This is a genomic window from Campylobacter concisus (assembly GCF_003048835.2).
GTDB classification, from domain to species: Bacteria; Campylobacterota; Campylobacteria; order Campylobacterales; family Campylobacteraceae; genus Campylobacter_A; species Campylobacter_A concisus_D.
Window position 1 is genome coordinate 1,529,310 of the sequence record NZ_CP060705.1, and the last position, 18,973, is coordinate 1,548,282.

At 38.2% G+C, this 18,973-nt stretch carries 21 protein-coding genes; 8 read left to right on the top strand and 13 right to left on the bottom strand.

Annotated elements, in window-relative coordinates:
* Positions 1 to 53 precede the first annotated feature (53 nt).
* The 7 genes from bamA to recO all read left to right on the top strand — a co-directional run bounded on the left by bamA (position 54) and on the right by recO (position 6,725).
* Complete coding sequence (gene bamA / locus CVT08_RS07705; protein WP_107855873.1) at positions 54 to 2,309, top strand: outer membrane protein assembly factor BamA; 2,256 nt, start codon at positions 54 to 56, stop codon at positions 2,307 to 2,309.
* A gap of 129 nt (positions 2,310 to 2,438) precedes the next feature.
* Positions 2,439 to 3,356, top strand: a complete 918-nt coding sequence (gene accD, locus CVT08_RS07710; RefSeq protein WP_107855889.1) for an acetyl-CoA carboxylase, carboxyltransferase subunit beta — start codon at positions 2,439 to 2,441, stop codon at positions 3,354 to 3,356.
* Positions 3,357 to 3,358: 2 nt separating this feature from the next.
* Positions 3,359 to 3,814 carry a 23S rRNA (pseudouridine(1915)-N(3))-methyltransferase RlmH gene (locus CVT08_RS07715; protein ID WP_009294328.1) on the top strand — a complete coding sequence of 152 codons (456 nt, stop codon included), beginning with the start codon at positions 3,359 to 3,361 and terminating at the stop codon, positions 3,812 to 3,814.
* Between the two features lie 11 nt (positions 3,815 to 3,825).
* Positions 3,826 to 4,182 carry an RNA polymerase-binding protein DksA gene (gene dksA, locus CVT08_RS07720; protein WP_021085778.1) on the top strand — a complete coding sequence of 119 codons (357 nt, stop codon included), beginning with the start codon at positions 3,826 to 3,828 and terminating at the stop codon, positions 4,180 to 4,182.
* Between the two features lie 9 nt (positions 4,183 to 4,191).
* Complete coding sequence (locus CVT08_RS07725) at positions 4,192 to 5,190, top strand: uroporphyrinogen III synthase HEM4 (RefSeq protein WP_107855872.1); 999 nt, start codon at positions 4,192 to 4,194, stop codon at positions 5,188 to 5,190.
* Positions 5,187 to 6,110: a tRNA dihydrouridine synthase gene (locus CVT08_RS07730; protein WP_107855871.1), complete on the top strand. Its 924-nt coding sequence runs from the start codon at positions 5,187 to 5,189 to the stop codon at positions 6,108 to 6,110. Before CVT08_RS07725 ends, CVT08_RS07730 begins: the two co-directional genes overlap by 4 nt.
* Complete coding sequence (gene recO, locus CVT08_RS07735) at positions 6,111 to 6,725, top strand: recombination protein RecO (protein ID WP_021087592.1); 615 nt, start codon at positions 6,111 to 6,113, stop codon at positions 6,723 to 6,725.
* Here the strand turns inward: recO and CVT08_RS10220 are convergent.
* Positions 6,708 to 7,475: a Cj0814 family flagellar-dependent secreted protein gene (locus CVT08_RS10220; protein WP_430622457.1), complete on the bottom strand. Its 768-nt coding sequence runs from the start codon at positions 7,473 to 7,475 to the stop codon at positions 6,708 to 6,710. The genes recO and CVT08_RS10220 overlap by 18 nt on opposite strands.
* Complete coding sequence (locus CVT08_RS10225; RefSeq protein ID WP_230855923.1) at positions 7,466 to 7,867, bottom strand: hypothetical protein; 402 nt, start codon at positions 7,865 to 7,867, stop codon at positions 7,466 to 7,468. Before CVT08_RS10225 ends, CVT08_RS10220 begins: the two co-directional genes overlap by 10 nt.
* Before the next feature lie 195 nt (positions 7,868 to 8,062).
* On the opposite strand from CVT08_RS10225, the gene CVT08_RS07745 reads away from it, so the two are divergent.
* Positions 8,063 to 8,899, top strand: a complete 837-nt coding sequence (locus tag CVT08_RS07745; protein WP_107855870.1) for a polyribonucleotide nucleotidyltransferase — start codon at positions 8,063 to 8,065, stop codon at positions 8,897 to 8,899.
* 68 nt (positions 8,900 to 8,967) lie between these two features.
* Here the strand turns inward: CVT08_RS07745 and CVT08_RS07750 are convergent, their stop codons facing one another.
* The 11 genes from CVT08_RS07750 to CVT08_RS07800 form a co-directional block, all read right to left on the bottom strand.
* Entirely contained in the window at positions 8,968 to 9,759 is a 792-nt protein-coding gene (locus CVT08_RS07750; protein WP_413784337.1) for a cell surface protein, read from the bottom strand.
* 9 nt (positions 9,760 to 9,768) lie between these two features.
* Positions 9,769 to 10,950, bottom strand: coding sequence for a Cj0814 family flagellar-dependent secreted protein (locus CVT08_RS07755; RefSeq protein WP_107855869.1), 1,182 nt, complete (start codon positions 10,948 to 10,950; stop codon positions 9,769 to 9,771).
* Positions 10,951 to 11,062: 112 nt separating this feature from the next.
* On the bottom strand, positions 11,063 to 12,166 hold the full coding sequence (locus CVT08_RS07760; protein ID WP_107855868.1) for a Cj0814 family flagellar-dependent secreted protein: 1,104 nt from the start codon (positions 12,164 to 12,166) through the stop codon (positions 11,063 to 11,065).
* A 137-nt stretch (positions 12,167 to 12,303) separates the two neighbouring features.
* Positions 12,304 to 13,062: a tRNA 2-thiocytidine biosynthesis TtcA family protein gene (locus CVT08_RS07765; RefSeq protein WP_103558850.1), complete on the bottom strand. Its 759-nt coding sequence runs from the start codon at positions 13,060 to 13,062 to the stop codon at positions 12,304 to 12,306.
* Positions 13,059 to 13,742: a 5'-methylthioadenosine/adenosylhomocysteine nucleosidase gene (locus CVT08_RS07770; protein ID WP_107855867.1), complete on the bottom strand. Its 684-nt coding sequence runs from the start codon at positions 13,740 to 13,742 to the stop codon at positions 13,059 to 13,061. Before CVT08_RS07770 ends, CVT08_RS07765 begins: the two co-directional genes overlap by 4 nt.
* Positions 13,739 to 14,668 carry an ACP S-malonyltransferase gene (gene fabD / locus CVT08_RS07775; RefSeq protein WP_107855866.1) on the bottom strand — a complete coding sequence of 310 codons (930 nt, stop codon included), beginning with the start codon at positions 14,666 to 14,668 and terminating at the stop codon, positions 13,739 to 13,741. Before fabD ends, CVT08_RS07770 begins: the two co-directional genes overlap by 4 nt.
* Positions 14,669 to 14,677: 9 nt before the next feature.
* Entirely contained in the window at positions 14,678 to 15,262 is a 585-nt protein-coding gene (locus CVT08_RS07780; protein WP_230855975.1) for an FKBP-type peptidyl-prolyl cis-trans isomerase, read from the bottom strand.
* A gap of 55 nt (positions 15,263 to 15,317) precedes the next feature.
* Positions 15,318 to 16,160 (bottom strand): tetratricopeptide repeat protein, encoded by an 843-nt coding sequence (locus CVT08_RS07785; RefSeq protein WP_107855864.1) that lies wholly within the window; start codon positions 16,158 to 16,160, stop codon positions 15,318 to 15,320.
* Between the two features lie 13 nt (positions 16,161 to 16,173).
* Positions 16,174 to 16,680: an OmpA family protein gene (locus tag CVT08_RS07790; protein WP_002939415.1), complete on the bottom strand. Its 507-nt coding sequence runs from the start codon at positions 16,678 to 16,680 to the stop codon at positions 16,174 to 16,176.
* A 63-nt stretch (positions 16,681 to 16,743) separates the two neighbouring features.
* On the bottom strand, positions 16,744 to 18,000 hold the full coding sequence (gene tolB, locus CVT08_RS07795) for a Tol-Pal system protein TolB (protein WP_107791006.1): 1,257 nt from the start codon (positions 17,998 to 18,000) through the stop codon (positions 16,744 to 16,746).
* Between the two features lie 24 nt (positions 18,001 to 18,024).
* Positions 18,025 to 18,972 carry a TonB C-terminal domain-containing protein gene (locus CVT08_RS07800; protein WP_103558855.1) on the bottom strand — a complete coding sequence of 316 codons (948 nt, stop codon included), beginning with the start codon at positions 18,970 to 18,972 and terminating at the stop codon, positions 18,025 to 18,027.
* Between the last annotated feature and the right edge of the window lies 1 nt (position 18,973).

An 18,973-nucleotide genomic window follows, 5' to 3' on the forward strand; every position in this document is an offset into this window, starting at 1 on the left:
AAAATAAAATATGATATTATACGCACTTATACTAAAACTCTAGGTTAAATTTAATGAAAAAGAAATTATTTTTACTAGCACTAGCTTTAAGCGGTCTAAATGCGCAAACGATTCAGTCAATAAATTTCAAAGGTCTAATCCACCTTTCACCTGATGTAGCCACTCAGATAATGGGGCTAAAAGTCGGTCAAGAGCTAACTCCAAAGCTTAGCGATAAGGCCATCACAAATTTATACAAGCAAAATTATTTTGATGATATCTACATAGAGGATACAGGTAGTGGCAATCTTTTAGTAAAAGTAAAAGAGAAGCCAAGTGTGGCTAGAGTCGATCTAAAGGGTATTGTGACAAATGACAAAACTGCGATCGAATCGCTAATCAACATCAAACCTGGCAATATGTATGATGAGCTAACTATAGAAAAAACAAAAGAGAGAATTCGCCAGTACTACGAGTCAAAAGGCTATTTTGACACAGTTGTCGATGTAGAAAAACAGCCAGTTGCAGACAACGACAGCTCACTTTTCATCACTCTAAACATAAACCGTGGCGAAAATATGATAATCAAAAAGGTAAATTTAGTCGGGGCAAAAGAATTTGACTATGACGATATCGAGCCAGTAGTTGCAAACAAAAGTAGAGAATTTATGGGCTGGCTTTGGGGCAGAAACGACGGCAAAGTTAAACTTTTTGAGCTTGAAAACGACCCAGCAAGGATTCAAGATAAATATTTTCAAAAAGGCTACCTAGACGCGACTGTTTCGTCACCTTACCTAAATGCGTCATTTGATAACTACACAGCTGATCTTACATACTACATCCACGAGGGTGAGCCTTATAAGGTTTCAAATGTAAGCATCACAGCACCTGAAGAGCTAGGACTTGATACTAAAAAGATCATAGATGATTTTAGACTTGAAGCTGGCGATACGATGAACTCAGCAAGACTTCGCCAAGATATGAAAAAGCTTGACGATATGGTCGCTGACAAGGGCTATGCATTTGTCAAAGTCTATCCAAAGACTGATAAATTTGATGAAAATAAAACAGTTGATATCGACTACGAAGTAGATCCTGGCGAAAAAGTATATATAAGAAATGTTCAAATTTCAGGAAACGACAGAACAGTTGATCGTGTCGTAAGACGTGAGCTATATCTAACTGAGGGAAATTTATATAGTAGAACCGACCTTCAAGACTCAAAAGATGCATTAAAAAGAACAAGCTACTTTGACGATGTCGAGATAGAAGAAGATCCAGTTGATAAGAACACAGTCGATCTAAAAGTAAAAGTAAAAGAGGCATCAACTGGCTCAATAAGCGGCGGTATCGGATACGGAAGTAGCGATGGCTTGCTACTAAACGCTGCTCTTTCTGACACAAACATCTTTGGCTCTGGCCTTCAAGGACAAGTAAGCGTTGATAAGAGCGATAGAGAGCTTTCTGGTCAGATAAGTCTTACAAATCCAAGAATTTTTGACTCAGAGTATAGCCTTGGCGGAACACTCTATGCAAACGACTATGACTGGAGAACATATAAGGAGAGAAGTTACGGCTTTAGCACAACACTTGGTAGAAAATTAACTAGAAATTTAAGTGCATCACTTACTTATAATATCGAACAAAGTAAAGTTACTCTAAAAGATGATAAGCTAAGAGATATCAACACAAGAACCAAAAAAGAAATTTATAGAGAAGGCAAAGCTATAAAAAGCGCTATAACTCCAGCTTTAACATATAATAGTACTGATGATTACTACTTGCCAAGACGCGGTATCATAGCTAGCACATCATTTGAGATAGCAGGACTTGGTGGCGATATAGACTTTGTTAAAAACCGCACAAATTTCAACTACTATCTAGGTCTTAGAGAGTACATAGACTACGATCTTATCTTAAGATATAAAGCAAGTTTTGGCAAAATTTGGGAGAGAGGCTATACTCCGATTAACGAAAGACTTTACCTTGGTGGCATAAGAAGCTTACGTGGCTACGAGAGCAGAACCGTATCTCCAAAAGTAGAATACAAAGGCGACTACTATGAATACGGCGGAGAAACATCATTTAACAACTCAGTTGAGATGAGCTTCCCTATAATAGAACGTGTCAAAATGCGTGGCGTTGTATTTTATGACTATGGTATGATCGGCGAAAATAGCCTAAATGAGATAAAAAGATCATCAGTTGGCACAGGTATCGAGTGGATAACACCGATCGGACCACTTCAACTAATCTTCGCAAAAGCTCTTAAACCTAAAGAGGGCGATGATACAAATACATTTGAATTTACTATCGGAAGACGCTTCTAATAAAATACTTTTAAGGGGCTAGCTTGCCCCTTAAATCCCCCGCAAACAAACAAACTTTAAGTCATATAAGAAAAAGCAAGGCTAACATTAGATATAATCCCACAATTTTTAATATAAGTGGGTAAAAAGATGAATTTCTCAGACATTTTTTCAAAGATAAGAAAAGCTCAACCTCGTCCAGAAGAAGCACCTACACACTGGGTAAAATGCGACAACTGCCACTCACTGATGTATTACAAAGAAGTTGAAGCTTGTTTTAATGTATGCCCAAAATGCGGCTACCACATGAGATTAAAAGCTGATGATCGCATAAATTTAATCTGCGATGAAGGTAGCTTTGTAGAATTTGACGCAAATTTAAAACCAGTAGATCCTTTAAATTTTGTCGATAAAAAATCATACAAAAAAAGAATTACAGAAAATAAAGAAAAAACAGGACACACAAGCTCAGTGATATGCGGCGAAGGCAAATGCAACGGACAAGAGATCCAGCTAGTTGTTTTTGACTTTGGCTTCATGGGCGGCTCACTAGCTTCAGTTGAGGGCGAAAAGATCGTAAGAGCGATAAAACGCGCGATCGAAAAACGCCAAGCCTTGATCATCGTAAGCGCATCTGGTGGCGCTAGAATGCAAGAGAGCACATTTTCTTTAATGCAGATGTCAAAGACTTCAGCAGCCCTAAAACTTCTTGATGAAGCAAGACTACCATATATTTCTATCCTTACAGATCCGACGATGGGCGGCGTTAGTGCATCATTTGCATGGCTTGGAGATCTAATAATCGCTGAACCTGGCGCGCTAATAGGTTTTGCAGGACAAAGGGTCATCAAACAAACCATAGGTGCTGATCTTCCAGAGGGCTTTCAAAGGGCTGAATTTTTGCTTGAGCATGGTCTTATAGATGATATCGTGCCAAGAAGCGAACACAAAAAATATATAAGCGATATGGTTAAATTTCTTACAAATAGCAAAGCTATGATCTCTAAAAGCGAAGTGACTACTGGAAACAAAGCTGGCTTTGAGCTAAAGCTAAAAACCAAAGGGTAAGTTTGGAAATTTCGGTTTTTAGCATTCAAAAATCATCGCGTGACAACTTTGAAAACGAGATACAAGAATATATAAAAATGAGTGCAAAATTTGCCAAGATAAACGACAAAATAATATTTAATGAAAAGATAGCAAAGGCTCAAAGCAGTGGCAGAAGCGATGCGCTAAGAGCTTATGATGAAATTTACGAGCCAAATTTAAAAGGCTTTTGTGTGATGCTTGATGAAAATGGCTCACAGCTTGACAGCCAAGAATTTGCTCAAATTTTAAACTCAAATTCACAGATCAATTTTTTCATAGGTGGAGCTTATGGGCTTAGCCAAAATTTAAAAAACAAGGCACAAAAAGTCGTAAGCTTAAGCAAGATGACTATGGCGCACAAAGTCGCCAAGCTCGTACTTTTTGAGCAAATTTTTAGAGGGCTTTGTATCAATGCAAACCACCCATATCACAAATAAAGGAATATAAAATGACTCAAAACGAGCTAAATTTTTTCAAAAAACTACTTGAAGATAGAAAGCTACAAATCAAAAAAAATATTTATGACTCATCAGTTGAAGTAAGCGGCCTAAGAGATAGTGGCGTAAGCGATGAATTTGACATCGCTTCAGTAAATACCGACCAGCTTATAGAGCAGTCTATATCAACCCAGCAAAGAGCCGAGCTTCACGAGATCGACGAGGCACTTGAAAAGATAGCAAACAAGACTTATGGAATTTGTGACATGTGCGAAGAGGAGATCGGCGTCCCTCGCCTAAAAGTAAAACCGCATGCAAAATACTGCATAGCTTGTCGTGAGATAATAGAAAAAACAGCAAAAAACTAAGGAGAAAATATGAAAACTAGAAAATTTCTCGTCTACTGCATCATCTACACAGCAGTTGTTGCAGGACTTACCTATTCTCTTAATAGTTCAGACTTCACCTTTGAGCTCTTAGGTCAAGCCATAACCTTGCCAGCAGCTGTCTGGGTGGCACTTCCAGTGGCCATTTTGGCGCTCCTTGCCCTACTTCACATCGCATATCACGGATACGCCTTTTATAGATATAAAAAATGGATAAAAAAAGATAGCCAACTCTACAAAGACCTTGCAAAAGAGACGCTTCTTGGCTTTGAGAGCAACAAAGACTTTAAAACCGATACTTACAAGATCGCCTCACAACTTACACGCTCTATCTCACCAGTAGGCGAGCTTAAAGATGTTGGTGTTGATGACGGCGAGATAAACAATATCTTACAAACCATAAAAAGCATAAAAAACAAAGAGATCGTCGATCTAAAGAAATTTAGACTAGCAAAAGATAGCAAGCTAAACATCCTAAACGAGCTAAACAAGATCGAGCAGCTGCCAACTTACTACCTTGACCTGCTTAAAAATCACGACCTAAACGATACGCTTAAAAAAGCAGCCGTTGCCAAACTAATAAAAACAGCAAATTTTAGCGATATAAAAAGGGCAAATTTAGACCTAGCAAGCGAAGATATAATGACCATTATCACACGTTTTATAAATGATGAGATTGACCTAAGTAGCGATGAAATTTTCGATCTTTTAAATAATGCAAAAGTAACAAAAGCACAATACGACAAAGCAGCTATAATGCTTAAAAATAAACTAAAACCAGACGCATTTATCGGCATCTTTGAGAAGCTAAAAAGCATCCATGCTGACGCTGATGAAGCCTACGTATATGTGCTATTTGAGCTTCAGATGCTTGATAAAGTAAGAGAAGCTATCGAGGGCAGCGACCCTGATGAGTTTAAAGAGATAAAGGTTTTACTATTTTTGCGAGATAACGGCAAAATGGTGCCTAGCTCGCTATTTTTTAAATGATAGACTTTAGTAAAAAGCCACTTTTCTTAGCGCCACTTGCTGGCTTTTCTGACCTGCCGTTACGAAGCGTCGTCAAGAAATTTGGCTGCGACGTCACTGTTAGCGAGATGATCAGCGCAAATGCCTTGGTCTATGAGCGCAGTGACAAAACTCTTGAGATGCTTAAAAAATCTCCAAACGAAGAGCCCTACGTCGTCCAAATAGCTGGCAGCGATATAGAAAATCTAAAAAAAGCCGTGCAGATAGTCAATAAATTTGATGGAATTTATGGGCTCGATCTAAACTGCGGCTGCCCTGTGCCAAAGGTCGTTAGACAAGGCGCAGGATCGGCTTTGCTAAACGATCTTGACAAACTTCAAAGTATAATCGAAGCCGTAAAAAGCGTCTCAAACAAAGAGAGCCTAAGCGTTAAATTTAGACTTGGTTTTAACGACAAAAATGAAGAGAAAATCGCAAAAGCCTGCGAAGAAGCGGGCGCAAACTACATCGCAGTGCATGGTCGCACCAGAGCTGGTGGATACACTGCAAAGGTTGATTATGAAGCGATCGCTAGAGTAAAGGCGAGTGTGAAAATTCCAGTCGTTGCAAATGGCGATATAAACGCGCAAAATGCAGATAAAATTTTAAATCTCACAAAATGTGACGCCCTAATGATCGGCAGAGCAAGCATCGGCAACCCTTGGATATTTCACGAGATAAAGACCAAAAGTAGCGTGGATAAGGCGCTAAAACAAGAGATCATCTTAGCTCACTTCGACGCTATGATCGAACACTACGGCGAGTACGGACTTTGTATATTTAGAAAGCATCTGCACCAATACAGCAAGGGCATAGATGGCGCTACGAGCTTTAGAAATGAGGTAAATTTCATCAAAGATGCCCACGTGATGAGAGAGCGTATAAGGGAGTTTTTTGCCTAGATGCAAGGCTACATCCTGCGCGTGCAAAAGGTCAGAGACGAGGACCTTTTAGTCTTTGTGCTAACGCCAAATTTGCTCGTAAAGTCATATAGATTTTTTGGCGCACGCCACTCAAACATCATGACTGGCTACAAGATCGACTTTGAGCTAGAGCAAGAGGCGAAATTTCTACCAAAGCTTAGAAGCATACTTCACCTTGGCTTTAAGTGGCTGTTAGAGCGTGACAAACTCATCATTTGGCAGCAGTTTATGCGCCTACTTTATGATCATCTAAAAGAGGTCGAGCAGCTCGATGAAATTTACTTTAACGAGCTTGATCGCTGCGCCAAACAGATGCAGCTACAAAACCCAAAACGCCTTATCATCGAAAGCTACGTTAAAATTTTAGAGTATGAAGGCAGGCTTCACAGCGAGCTTGAGTGCTTCATCTGCGACGAGGAGATAGAAAGCGAGCTTTGCCTCACTCGTGGCTTTTTGCCATCTCACAAGCACTGTCTTGATAGGAGCGAATTTGACGCTAGCAAGATCAAAAATTTGTTTGACACAAAAAGCACGATCGAGCTAAATGACGATGAGATAAACCGCCTTTATAAAATTTTACTTGACGGGCTTTAGGCTTACCTTCGTCCTCTCATCAAATTCTTTTAAAACGTCCATTATCTTGCTTGCTAGCCCCTCAAGCGTTTGATCTTTTTTAAGCTCTAAATTTCTAAGCTTTAAAATCCTGGCTAGTATATCTTTTAGATCTTTCTTGCCAGATAGTATCTCATCATAATAAGCCTTTGGTATGCCTATCTCACTTCTATCTTGTTTTGTAAGTATTAATGAACTTTTATACACATTAAGAGCCTCGTCAGTTATTCTTGTTGTGCCACCTTGCAGCACAAGACCTTGCTCGTTTTTTAAAAATGCAACAAAGATTTGTTCCTTTGTATAGCCTTGTTCGTTATCATATACAGACATGTCAGGCTTAAAGTCATATCCAGCACTACTAACCCACATATAAGGGATAGTATGCTCAGTTGTCATCACTTCTGGAGAAAAGTCAAGGAAATTTCCATTGACTTCTACATTTATATCGCTTAGATCATCCCATAACCTATGTGCATCTTCTGCGTCTTGTGCTGTCCTAAAGATATGAGTTACCTTCTCATTACTCCTATCAGTTAGTCCATCTATCTCGTCACTTGTCATCCTACCCATTAGATATTCGAAATGATCCATTTTTTTATCTTTTGAAAAGTAGCCCTTTGGCATCTTTGCTAGGTCCTCGGCTGAGTAAAATTCTTTACCCTTACTAATAACTCCAGCTGAAATTTGATCAAAAATTTTATAGTATTGCTTGATAGTATTTGCTAGATCGATATTTGCAAAGCTATCCTCTCCAAAGAGTTGGTTATCTTTTTTGTTTCCATTGAAAAATTTATACTATTTGGGTGCTTTTGATTGTGTAGCACTATCGCATCAAGTGTGCTTTTGTGAATTTTAAAGTCCTGTGGCAAGCCTGCTGCTTTGTTAAAATCAGCTCCCATAAATCCTTTAGCATCTACACTATATCCATAACCCTCTTGTGAAGTAAATTTAGCCTGATAAAGAGAGTCGATACTGCTAGATGAAACAAAGTCATTCTTAGGAATAGTGGTTTGGCTGATCGAATTTATATTTGGAGTGTTAGGCAAGAAATTTGCAAAGCCTTCGCTTTTTGTCTGCTTTTGGTAGTGCTGTTTTGTTAAGATGGAGTTATAAGAGACTTTCATAGCTTACTCCTTGAAATTTAGCTTCAAAGAGTAAGCAAAAGTTGTGCCGAAAATTTTATCAACAGGGGAGCATTTTGTGTAGAGATAAGTTATATATAAACTAAATTATTTAAAAGACGATTTACCAATTAAGAAAATTTCACTCAAAATTTTGAAAAATCGTTGAGTAATTTAAAATTTACTAAGGATAGTAAAATGCAAATTTCTAGCTCGCCATATCCTTATCTGTCTAGAGAGCATATAGCTAGTGAGATGGGGTTTAAATTTAACGATATAAACGAGATCCTTGATAACAATATGGGATATGGTATGAGCTTTCCTAAATACGCAAGGCTAGATAGAAAAGCTCAAGCTGCGTCTTATGATAGACATATATATCCACTATCTGGCTTTACAAAAGGCGATGAAGCAAAAGTCTCTATCATAGGAAAGCTTAGAGGCTATGATCCTGACTTTACAAGTGAGCAGCTATCAGATCTTAAAAATTTCATAAATGAAAGCAAGGGTTTATTTGTAGAATACATACAAGGTCAGCAAGCAAAACCAGACAATGATAAGCCAAAAATTTTAAGAGATATCCCATACACTGTAAATGAATTTTTAAATGAATATCGTGGCGATCGCCAGCTGCTATTTATGCAAAACTCAAGGACTGTTGATCTGCTTGATAGCGATATGAGCGTTGATGAGTTTAAAGAGGAGTGGGCTAAATATGCATTAAAAGAGCGGTTTAATATAACTTTATCTGGCGAAGATGCCAAAAATGCTGTCAATATACTAAAAGAGATGAATGAAAAAGGTCTTCAGGATATAGAGAGCGTTGAAGAAGAAAAAGACGACACCAAAGAGAAAAAATTTACTCCTATCCAAGCTGAAAGCAAAAACACTGAAACTTATGACATTACTAAGGATGAGAAATTTTCATATTTGCTCAAGCTTCAAAAACTTGAGAGAGAACGAGGTATCGATGTGCTTCGTATCATGCAAAAACTTGAAGAAAATGGTAAAAAGGTTGTCGATAAAAAGGTTTAAATTTATCTTTATATCTAGCACAAACCACTGCTATGTTATCCTATAACAAGCTCGTTTTGCTTTACCTATCAAGCCATCTTATTTAAAATTTGCTTCTTATCTATCTTTTGCATAAGCTCTAAGACGTCTATGCCTCTTTTTTCTTTAAATTTTAAAAGCTCTCTTGCAAAGAGAAATTTTTGATCCTTATTTATATCATAGGTCTCATACTTCTTTTTAACCTGCATAGGTTTAAATTTCTTCTCACTTTGCTCTTTGGCAAAATTTGCATTGTATTCTTGCTCTTCTTTGATTATCTGCTTTCTTTGTTCTTCAACATCTTTTGTTGCTTTCTCTCTTGCTTTGGCAAATAACGTTTTAAATTCATCTATGCTTAGGTCGGTTCTATCTAAAAGACTAAGCGACTCCTTGTTATTATTCGGATAAAGAGAAGACATGCTATCTATAAAGGCTCTTAGGTCAGCCTCCTCTTCTTTTGTGCCAAGACCAGCCACCTTTCCAGATATTGTTGGCCTGCCATCAACAGAGTTATCCCTCAGCCAGTCCATATAGCCTTGAAGTTCCCAATCTATCGCTTTTTCTATGGTTTCTGGATATTTTCCGTATAGAGCTCTTCGCTCTTCTAGAGAGTATTTGTTTGATAGCATACTATCTATTTTATCTATGGTTTTTGTTATCCAGTCTTCCGTTCCTTCCTCTATACCGATTATCTTATCTAGTCCAACACCAAATGGTCCTTGCATATAAGCATCAACTTTAGCTTTCTCATCTTCTGCAGATAAATTTTTATTGCCGTGAGCTATGTAGTCATCTAAAATTTCTTTATATTGCATCGATCCATTATAGGTAGTAATAAACATTTCAGCCCCCTACGCCTTTATATCAACATCTCTTTTTATACCAAGCATATCTACTAGATATTTTCCTGCTGGGTTTTCATTTAGCTCTTTTACTAAATTTAAAGGTGGCATACTAAATCTCAAAAAGCTATCCATAAAGTCCTTGCTCTTTTTACCATCTTTGTCTATCTCGCCAAAGAGTAGCTTTAGCATTTTTAGATTATGCTCCATCATCTTTTTAAATGAGAGTTCGTCTTCTTCATATCCCCTACGTCTATCTTCAGGAGTGCTGACAAAGCCACTTTGTAAGTCGATATAGACAAAGTCTCTTTTAGATCTGATGTAGTCTTGCATATATTTAGGCATGCCAGCTATATCGTTATCAGTAGCATTTATAAAGCCAGGTCCAAATTTCATCTCACCCATTAGATCAAACAGCTCAAATGCTCTATTAAATTCTTTACTATCTACGCTCTTATCATAGCCTTCTCTTTTGCCTTGTGCTGTTGTCTCGCCCTCTCTTACATCAAGGTTGTTGTTTATAACGGCTGCTATAAGTCCGCCTTTGGTTATTGAGCCGTCTTTATTTGTGTATTTCTCTCCGTGCGGATCCATAAATACACCAATGACCGTGTTTTCTTTGCCGCCATTGTTGTTATTAAAGATATCAGTTGTTGGTTTTAATGGCTGTCTGCCGTCTCCACCATTAAAGCTTGGGTTGAAAAAAAGCGTGCTTATCATCTGCTTATTTGACTCTTTGCCGTTAAAATCAGCCGCAGCCGAGCCAAATTCATGAATGGAGTTATGGATCTTGGTTACTTGCATACTTTGGCGGTTATAAGAAAAGCCTTGAGGGAAATTTCTTATCTCATCTAAGCTAAAGCTATCTTTTGAGTTTAGTGTGTCTTCGCCAACTACTTGGGAGAGAATTTTATAGGCATTATTTACGGTTTTTAGTATGTCGATGCTGTCAAAAGCCCTTTGCATATAGTCAGGCTGCGTCTCTATCCTTACTAACGACTCCAGCGTGCTTGAGTGAATTTTATATCCGCTTGGTATGCCAGCTTGTTTATTAAACTCATCTGTAAAGTAGCCATCTTTATCTACCTTATAGCCTAAAACTAGAGAGCTAGTTTGGTTTGTAGAAGCTTTGGTTGATGTTTTTATGTTCTGCTCTAAATTCAAGGGATAGCTACCAAGTGCGTTTATCATCTAATATCCTTTTAGCTTCATACCAAAGATATCGTCTTTTTTGTGAAAAGATTTACCTAGTAAATTTAGCTACTTTGGCTAGAGCAAATGCCGATCTTAAGAGATGCCTAAACTACTTTTGTCTGCCTAAAGCATAAATTTGATTTAGCTCATTAAAAGCTAAATTTATATTATCTTCGCTTGGCTTTACGGCGCTGTTTTTTAGTAGCTCAAGCACTAAATTTTTAAAATTTTCTCTATCTTCTGCTAGCTTTTTAAGGCTAGCCACATCGCTCAAGCTTTTGTTTCTATGATCCTTCGTCTGGGCAGCGATGAAGGCGTTATTTAGCAAGACTTCAGGCTTTAGCGCAGTCTCTCCACCTTCTAGGATCGCAGGACTTTCTGACTTTAGAAAACTAATAAACAAAGCCTCTTTTTTGTAACCAGACTCCGTTTTATAGTAAGAGAGGTCTGGGCTAAAGCCACCACTATTTTCCTGCTCTAAATTTGCAAAATTTAGCTTTTTAAGGTTTGTTTTTATGCCTAGTTTTGATAGATCTTCGCTTAAATTTGATGCAAGCTTCATTTCATCTTCGCTACTAAAGATGTTTGTAACAACCTCGTTTTTGCGACTATTTAAAAAGTCAATATTTGATCTATCGCTCAAATCTGCGTTAAAATCGATACCTTTCATCCCTTGCGAGATGTAGCCTTTTGGCAGATTTGCTAAGTCACTCTTTGTAAAACCATCTTTGTTTAAACTCTTACCCATTACCTGAGAAAAGATAGCGTAATACTGACCTATCGTGTCTGCTATGTCGATATTTTCAAAGACATCATTGTCAAAAAGCTTGCCGCTTGCGTTGCTATAAAGGACGCTATTTATATTATTTTGCTTTGTTGCGAAGTTTAGAAATTCTTTTATAGTGCTTTTGTGAAGCTTAAAGTCCTGTGGCAAGCCGGCTGCTTTATTAAAGCTAGCGTCCATAAAGCCAGCCTTATCGCTTTGATAGCCAAGCTCGTTTTTGTCTTTAAATTTCACGCTATAAATGCTTTGCTGTGTATCTTTTGTAAGTTCAAGTCTTTGTAAATTTTGTGCAATGTCTTTTGTTTTTTCATTATTTGCAAGAGCGTTTTGAAATTTGACACTTTCAGACTGCTCTTTTTGAAGTTTCCTTGCTTTTGCCTCAGTAGCTACTGAGCTATACTTTTGCGTGCTAACACTAAAAATGCTCATTTACGATCCTTGCTTATCAAATTTATATTTAGTAAGCAAGGAGTGTTCCTACTTCAAAATGAGTTTTTACTTTTTGGATGTGTTGTAATAAATTTGGTTGCAAATTTAGCTTTAAGGGCAGAAACGAAGAGTTAAATTTACTCTTCACTGCCTTCGTTGATACCAAAAAATGTATCTGTGTGGATATTTTCAAATGCTGCTTTAAGCGATGTAAAGAGCTTTGGATTTTCTTTTTCTAAATTTGCCAAAAGCTGCTTGGTCTCATATCTAGCGTGCGGCATCTTCACGTCAAATCTCATCGCAGGACACGCCTCATCGCCAACAACTCTTAGCTCATTTTTGATCGCATTTTCGCGAAGTTGTCTTTCGCGCACAAAGATAAATGGCCTGATCACGACGATGCCATTTTTGGCTCTGTATTTTGGAGCAAGCGTCCTTAGCGCGCCATTGTAGGTAAAATTCATAAAAAAGCTCTCGGCTGCGTCGTCTAAATGGTGAGCGATCGCAAGCTTGTTAAAGCCGTGCTTTAGCGCATATGTATAGAGATAGCCTCTTCTCATGCGTGAGAAAAAGCTGCAAAAGCTAGAATTTTTGCGGATCTTCTCCTTTGATATCTCAAATATCGAGCTATCTATCACCTCGTGCTCTATGCCGTGCTCGTTGCAGTGTTTTGTAAGATACGCGTAGTCTTCGCCCATGCCGTAGCTTAGCGTCACAGCCTTAAACTCAAATTTCTCAGGCGTGACGTTTTGCACATGTTTTAGCACGTGAGCGAGCGCGAGGCTATCTTTACCGCCACTAAGGCCGAGTAAGATCTTATCTCCGCCCTCTATCATCTTGTATCTAGCGTTTGTCTGACCAACCTGCCTTAGTAGCCTTTTGCTAAGCTCTATCATAAGCTCTCCACTATTTCTAGGATAAATTTAGCGCTCACGTTTGCTGAGTCTTGCAAGAATTTATCAAAGTCAAACTCAGCCTCGTTGCCAGCTCCGTCGCTGATGGCTCTAAGGATGAAAAATGGCACGCCAAGCGTCTCGCAAACTAGCGCAACGCTCGCACCCTCCATCTCGGTAGCACTAGCGTTAAATATCTTTTTTATCCACTCTTTTTTCTCGTTGTCACAGATGAACTGATCGCCAGTTGCAATGATGCCTGAATTTAGCCTCATGCCCTTTTTACTAGCGACATTTTTAGCTAGCTCATTTAGATCCTCATCACTCTTGACAAAGATACTTGTCCCTGGCACAAAGCCGTATGGATGTCCAAAAGCTGTGATGTCAAGGTCGTGCTGCACAAGGCTGGTGGCATATAGCATATCGCCTATTTTCAAATTCTCATCAAGCGAGCCAGCAACGCCTGTAAAAAGCAGCTTTGAAGCCTTAAATTTCTCTATCATCAAGGTCGCAGTGATCGCCGCATTTACCTTGCCGATCTTCGAATAGGCGATGACTAGGTTCTTACCTTTGTAGTTTGCTTCATAAAATTTATTATTTGCATATTCGGTAGTTTTATACTCGCCAACCATCTCAAGGATCGGCGTTATCTCCTCTTGCATCGCTCCAAGTATAGCTATCATCTCTCCTCCAATATCTTCACAACCTCTTCAAGGCTCGCCATGTCAGTGACGCTATATGTCGGTTTTTCTGTGATCTTTTTGTTTATTCCTTTTAGTGTCGTAGCACCTAGCTCGATAAAGCAATCAACCTCGTTTTCGTAATTTTTGATGCTTTGCTTGTAGCAAACAGGCTTTATGAGCTGCTCTTTTAAAAGCACTAATGCTTCGTTTTTATCAGTATAAATTTTCGCATTTACGTTTGAAACGACTGAGTCAAAATTTGCAGCCAAAACTCCCTCAAGCTCGCTTGCCAGCCTAACGCTAGCTGGCTCAAGTATCGGGCAGTGGCTAGCTACTGACATATTTAAAAGCATCGCTCTTTTGGCACCTGCTTCTTTAAATTTAGCTTCATAGCTTGCGAGATCAGCCCTCACGCCAGCTACTACTATCTGGCCGTCGCAGTTATAGTTTGCAGCATAAATTTTCAAGCCCTCATTTTGTGCGTTTTTGCAAATTTCCTCAACGACCTCGTCGCTAAGACCTAGCACTACCATCATGCCAGCATCTTTACCAACACAAGCCTCTTGCATAAATTTACCACGTAAATTTACAAGTCTAATGGCATCAACAAAGCCAAATGCACCACTAACCGCAAGGGCTGTAAACTCACCAAGTGAGTGGCCTAGGCTAAATTCTGGCTTGGCCTTGATAAAATTTGAAAATGCCAAGTAGCTCATAAGCGAGTTTAAAACGATAGCGGGTTGGGTAAATTCTGTCTTGTCTAGTTTGTCATTTTGTGTAAATAAAAGCTCTTTAAAATCAATGCCAGTTTGGTTAGAAGCGTCGTTTAAAAGTAGCTGGGCTGAAGAGAAATTTTCGTAAAATTCTTTTCCCATACCAATATTTTGCGAGCCTTGGCCCGCAAAAATAAAAGCAAATTTCTTCATTTTGGTTTCTTAATGGTGGTGATGTCCGTGTCCGCCACAACCGCAGCCGCCTTCGCCGTGTCCGTGACCGCCGCAGCACTCATGCTCGTGACCATGGTCATGACCGCCACAACCGCAAGTGTGTGTGCCAGCTACCATGCCAGTAGCTTTTTCATCTTCAGTAGCTTCTCTAACTTCTACGATCTCGACATTAAATAATAAGTCTTTGCCAGCGTATGGGTGGTTAAAATCAACTGTCACTTCGTCATCTTTGATTTCTTTAACGATGACGCGAACACTTGAGCCATCTTCATTTTGACCAAAAAGCTCCATGCTTTCATGTAGGTCTATACCGGCAAATTGCTCTTTTGGAAGTGATTGGATGGCGTCATTATTGTATTCACCACAACCCTCAGCTGCTTTGATATTTATAGTAGCTTTGTCGCCTGATTTTAGTTTGCTAACTTCTTCTTCAAGCTTTTCTATAATGTGACCATGTCCTGTAATAAAAGAAATTTGACCACCTTCTTGCATATTTGACTCTAAAATTTCGCCAGTATTAGCGTCTTTTAGCTCATAAAACATAGTTATAACTTGATCTTTACTCACAATAATCTCCTTGGAATTTAGTTTTGATTAATGTGAGATTATATCTAAAAAAGAGTAAATTTTAGTTTCTGTTGGGAGCAGCTTTGGCTTCTTTGCTATCTGGATAGCCTACTTTTAAAGCCTTATAAAATCTATTTGCACTTTGAGTATCGCCGATCTTATCAAAGCTTATAGCTGTGTGATACAAAAGTTTTGGAGTGTAGTCAGCCTTATCTTCACTTTGTATACTTTTTTTATAGTATTGTATGGCTGTGCTGTATGATTTTTGACTATAAGCAACTTCACCTAGATAATAATTTGAAGCACCAGTTTTATAGCCTTTTTTATTTAAGTATTCAAAATATTCAGCTGCTTCTGTACTATTACCAGAATTTAATAGTTTAATGCCGTCAGCTAAAATATCCTTGTCGCTTTTGCCACTAAAATTTGAAGTTGGCTTATTTTGTTGTTTTGGATTTGCATTTTGCTTTGGTTGAGCAGCATTTTTATCCATTATCGCACCTAATTTATTTAAGGCAGCAGTAATGTTTCTATAGTTTTTATCTTGTATATCTCTAGTCTCATCAACGTAAGCTTTTAGCGATGTTAAACTTACACCAGAATCGCTTATACCACCATTTACTTTGGTTTCAATATCGTTCATTCTTTGCTCAAGCTTATTCATCCTGGCACTCATGCTCTCAATTAAGCTTTGCAAACCTTGAAGTTGTTCTGAAACATTATCCATGTTTTCTTCGATATTTTGAACGCTTCTTTTGTTGCTCAGAGTTGCTTTTTCATCATCTGTTAGTCCATACGGATTTGCGCTGTCCATATTGCCTGCGTCAAATGCTGAAACTTCTTGGGCTGAACCTATAGAGAAAGCGGCTCCAAGAAGAGCCGCAATGATTATTTTTTTATTCATTATTACTTACAGATTAAGGAAGTACTTTGAAATCTGCACGTCTGTTTTGAGCGTCGCAAGCTTTTGTTTTGTCTGTACAAACTGGGTTGCTTTCGCCAAAGCTTACTACAGCGATTCTATCAGCGCTAACGCCATTTCTTACAAGAGCATCTTTAGCACTTTTAGCACGTTTTAGACCAAGAGCATAGTTATACTCATCTGTACCCCACTCATCGCAGTTACCTTCTACTTTTATAGAAAGAGCTTGAGCGTCAGCTTGGTTGAATACTGATGCATTTGAGCTAACAACACCTTGTTGATCAGCTTTGATGTTAAATTTATCAAAGTCAAAGTATACACTTTTAACTTGGCTCTCGATGTTAGCGATAAGAGCTGCTAATCTATCAGCATCACTCATGCTACCTGAGTTATCTGCAGATTGATTTGAATTTGCATTCATATCAACTTCAGGGTTTTTAGAGCTACAACCGCTCAACAATAAAGTTGCAACTGCAACACTTGCTAGAACTACTTTTTTCATTCCTTATCCTTTTTGAAAAATTTGGTCGAATTATAGCATATTTTTTTAAATATTATCAGAATATTACCAATCAATAGATTGAATTTTACCTACTTTTAGTGGAAATTGGAAACTTCTGTTCTCATTTAATCTAACAACGCCAAGCGAGCTTTGACCGCCAAGTTCTTTGATAAATACGACACTTTGACCATCACTTGAAAATCTTGGATAGTTATTTTTACCATTTGCTGTAAGCTGACGGATAAAATCTGTTTGAGTTGAGATCAGATAGATATTAAAGCCACCACTAGCCTCTCTACTTGAATAAACTACATAGTTTTCAAAAGTGCTTACTGAGTTGTTGTTTTTACCATGAAATACCATTTGCTCAACACTTCCGCCTGAAGTTGCAGGTGTTGCGAAGATGTTAGGATATCCAAGTCTATCTGAGACAAAAACTATTCTGCTGTCATTATCTACAAAATTTCCATTTACGTCAATGCCTGGATAGTTTGTTATCTGAGTTAAATTCTTACTACCTGTGTTGTAGATAAAAATATCTGGCTGATCTTTTGGCGCCATAGTTAATAAAATTTTGCTTCCATCTTTGCTAACGTCTGAAGCTATAAGCATACCAACGCTGTCGATTATCTTCGTTTTTGTGCCTGAATTTAGGTCATATCTAAACAAAGTTGGTTTGTTATTTACATAAGATGTATAGTAAAATTTACTTTGATCAGCGCCTGCCCATTTAGGGAAGATGTTTAGACCACCGCTTACGATTGTCTTTTGATATGTAAGCGTGTAATCAGCCACTATAATAGAGCTTTGGCGAGCAGAGGTATATTTAGCTAGGATGATAAATTTCTCCATCCAACCAACTGGTGGTAAATTTAGCTCATTTGTTAGCTCAACTATACTTTTGTGTGCTAAAAACGGATACTTCGCACCATCAGGCATGTTATATACTCTCTCATACCTTGTAGTTGCAGTCTTTGCATCGATGAGTTTTACTCTTAAAGTAAGAGGTGAGCCCATAGAACCCTCAAGAGCATATCTAAAGATAAGCTCAACACCTTTGTCGCTCATTGTATTTGTAGCTGCAGTTCCTTCATAGGTTGAAGGCACGTGATCTTCGATAACTTCAAAGTCAGAGCTAACTTTCAAGTCGCCTAGCATGATCTTAAAGAATTTATCTTTAAAGCCTGCATCACTAACAGCTGTAGTTGCATCTTGCAAAGCTATCTTTGGCAAAGCAACACCTTGGTTTACAACAGATATCGTCGCATCAGCAGCATAAAGCCCTAGAGCAACGCACAAAAAAAGAAAAATTTTCTTCATCTCTACTCCGTAAATTTATAAATTTTAGTTTATTTTATCTTCTAAATTTAAATTAAAAGTAGTACTTTTGTCTGGATTAAATGGAAATTTCTCTGCAGTAAGCTTTTCCAGGCACTCTCTAACCTTTGCATTAAACTCTTCATTGTATGATAGCTCTAAAATTTCATAGTTGAAATTTCCACTTTGATCTATCATGACTTTTACCTTAGCTATATTTGCAGAGTCAGCTTTATAGCTTTGCCATCTTCTTTGAATTTGTTTTGTTATGGCTCCCATCAATGGATCATAAGTGCCGGTCATTTGTGACTTTGGAGCTGTTGGGTTTTGATCTATCTTTAAACTCTTAATTATGTCGCTAGCCTCTTTTGCAGCTTTTGAGCTAGAAGCCTCGCTTTTTTTGCGGCTTTGCACTTTATTTTCAGCCTTTTTTATACCATCATCTTTTTTAAGCTTAGTCGAGTCTATGTCACTAAAAAGGTCTTTTATATTTGGCTCTTTCGGTTTTGGCTTTTCAACTGGCTTTGGTGTAGGTTTAGGCTCAGGTTTAGGCTCTGGCTTAACATCCTCTTTAGGCTCTTCGCTAGGTTTTGGGATTTCAGGCTTTGGTTCTGGTTTTTTAGGCTCAGGCTTTGGCTCTTCTTTTGGAGGAGTTGGCAAGCTTGGGGTTGGCAATGGCTCATCTGGCACAACAGGTTTATTTGTGGTCTCTTGTTTATCTTCTTCTGACTCTTTTTTTGGTTCTGGCTTTGTCTCTTTTACGACCTCTTTTGCTTGTTTTGGCGCTTTTATGGTTTGATCAACTTCTCTATCAACCATAACTACATCCATAATAGCATCTTTGTCATCAGTATATTTTTTAGGAGGTTCGCTAAAAAAAGTAAGCTTTATAAACAAAGCAAGCACAATGATAATGTAAATACAAAACGCTACAAAAAATGAACTAAGCGTTGGAAATTTAACTTTATTAGGCATC

Excerpts from the sequence above, each read along its gene's own strand:
- tolB (WP_107791006.1), bottom strand. The coding sequence starts at position 18,000 with ATGAAGAAAATTTTTCTTTTTTTGTGCGTTGCTCTAGGGCTTTATGCT.
- fabD (WP_107855866.1), bottom strand. The coding sequence starts at position 14,668 with ATGAAGAAATTTGCTTTTATTTTTGCGGGCCAAGGCTCGCAAAATATT.
- CVT08_RS10225 (WP_230855923.1), bottom strand. The coding sequence starts at position 7,867 with ATGAAAGTCTCTTATAACTCCATCTTAACAAAACAGCACTACCAAAAG.
- recO (WP_021087592.1), top strand. The coding sequence starts at position 6,111 with ATGCAAGGCTACATCCTGCGCGTGCAAAAGGTCAGAGACGAGGACCTT.
- CVT08_RS07725 (WP_107855872.1), top strand. The coding sequence starts at position 4,192 with ATGAAAACTAGAAAATTTCTCGTCTACTGCATCATCTACACAGCAGTT.
- CVT08_RS07755 (WP_107855869.1), bottom strand. The coding sequence starts at position 10,950 with ATGATAAACGCACTTGGTAGCTATCCCTTGAATTTAGAGCAGAACATA.
- accD (WP_107855889.1), top strand. The coding sequence starts at position 2,439 with ATGAATTTCTCAGACATTTTTTCAAAGATAAGAAAAGCTCAACCTCGT.
- CVT08_RS07745 (WP_107855870.1), top strand. The coding sequence starts at position 8,063 with ATGCAAATTTCTAGCTCGCCATATCCTTATCTGTCTAGAGAGCATATA.
- CVT08_RS07785 (WP_107855864.1), bottom strand. The coding sequence starts at position 16,160 with ATGAATAAAAAAATAATCATTGCGGCTCTTCTTGGAGCCGCTTTCTCT.
- CVT08_RS07730 (WP_107855871.1), top strand. The coding sequence starts at position 5,187 with ATGATAGACTTTAGTAAAAAGCCACTTTTCTTAGCGCCACTTGCTGGC.
- CVT08_RS07765 (WP_103558850.1), bottom strand. The coding sequence starts at position 13,062 with ATGATAGAGCTTAGCAAAAGGCTACTAAGGCAGGTTGGTCAGACAAAC.
- bamA (WP_107855873.1), top strand. The coding sequence starts at position 54 with ATGAAAAAGAAATTATTTTTACTAGCACTAGCTTTAAGCGGTCTAAAT.
- CVT08_RS07790 (WP_002939415.1), bottom strand. The coding sequence starts at position 16,680 with ATGAAAAAAGTAGTTCTAGCAAGTGTTGCAGTTGCAACTTTATTGTTG.
- CVT08_RS07760 (WP_107855868.1), bottom strand. The coding sequence starts at position 12,166 with ATGAGCATTTTTAGTGTTAGCACGCAAAAGTATAGCTCAGTAGCTACT.
- dksA (WP_021085778.1), top strand. The coding sequence starts at position 3,826 with ATGACTCAAAACGAGCTAAATTTTTTCAAAAAACTACTTGAAGATAGA.
- CVT08_RS07750 (WP_413784337.1), bottom strand. The coding sequence starts at position 9,759 with ATGTTTATTACTACCTATAATGGATCGATGCAATATAAAGAAATTTTA.
- CVT08_RS07770 (WP_107855867.1), bottom strand. The coding sequence starts at position 13,742 with ATGATAGCTATACTTGGAGCGATGCAAGAGGAGATAACGCCGATCCTT.
- CVT08_RS07800 (WP_103558855.1), bottom strand. The coding sequence starts at position 18,972 with ATGCCTAATAAAGTTAAATTTCCAACGCTTAGTTCATTTTTTGTAGCG.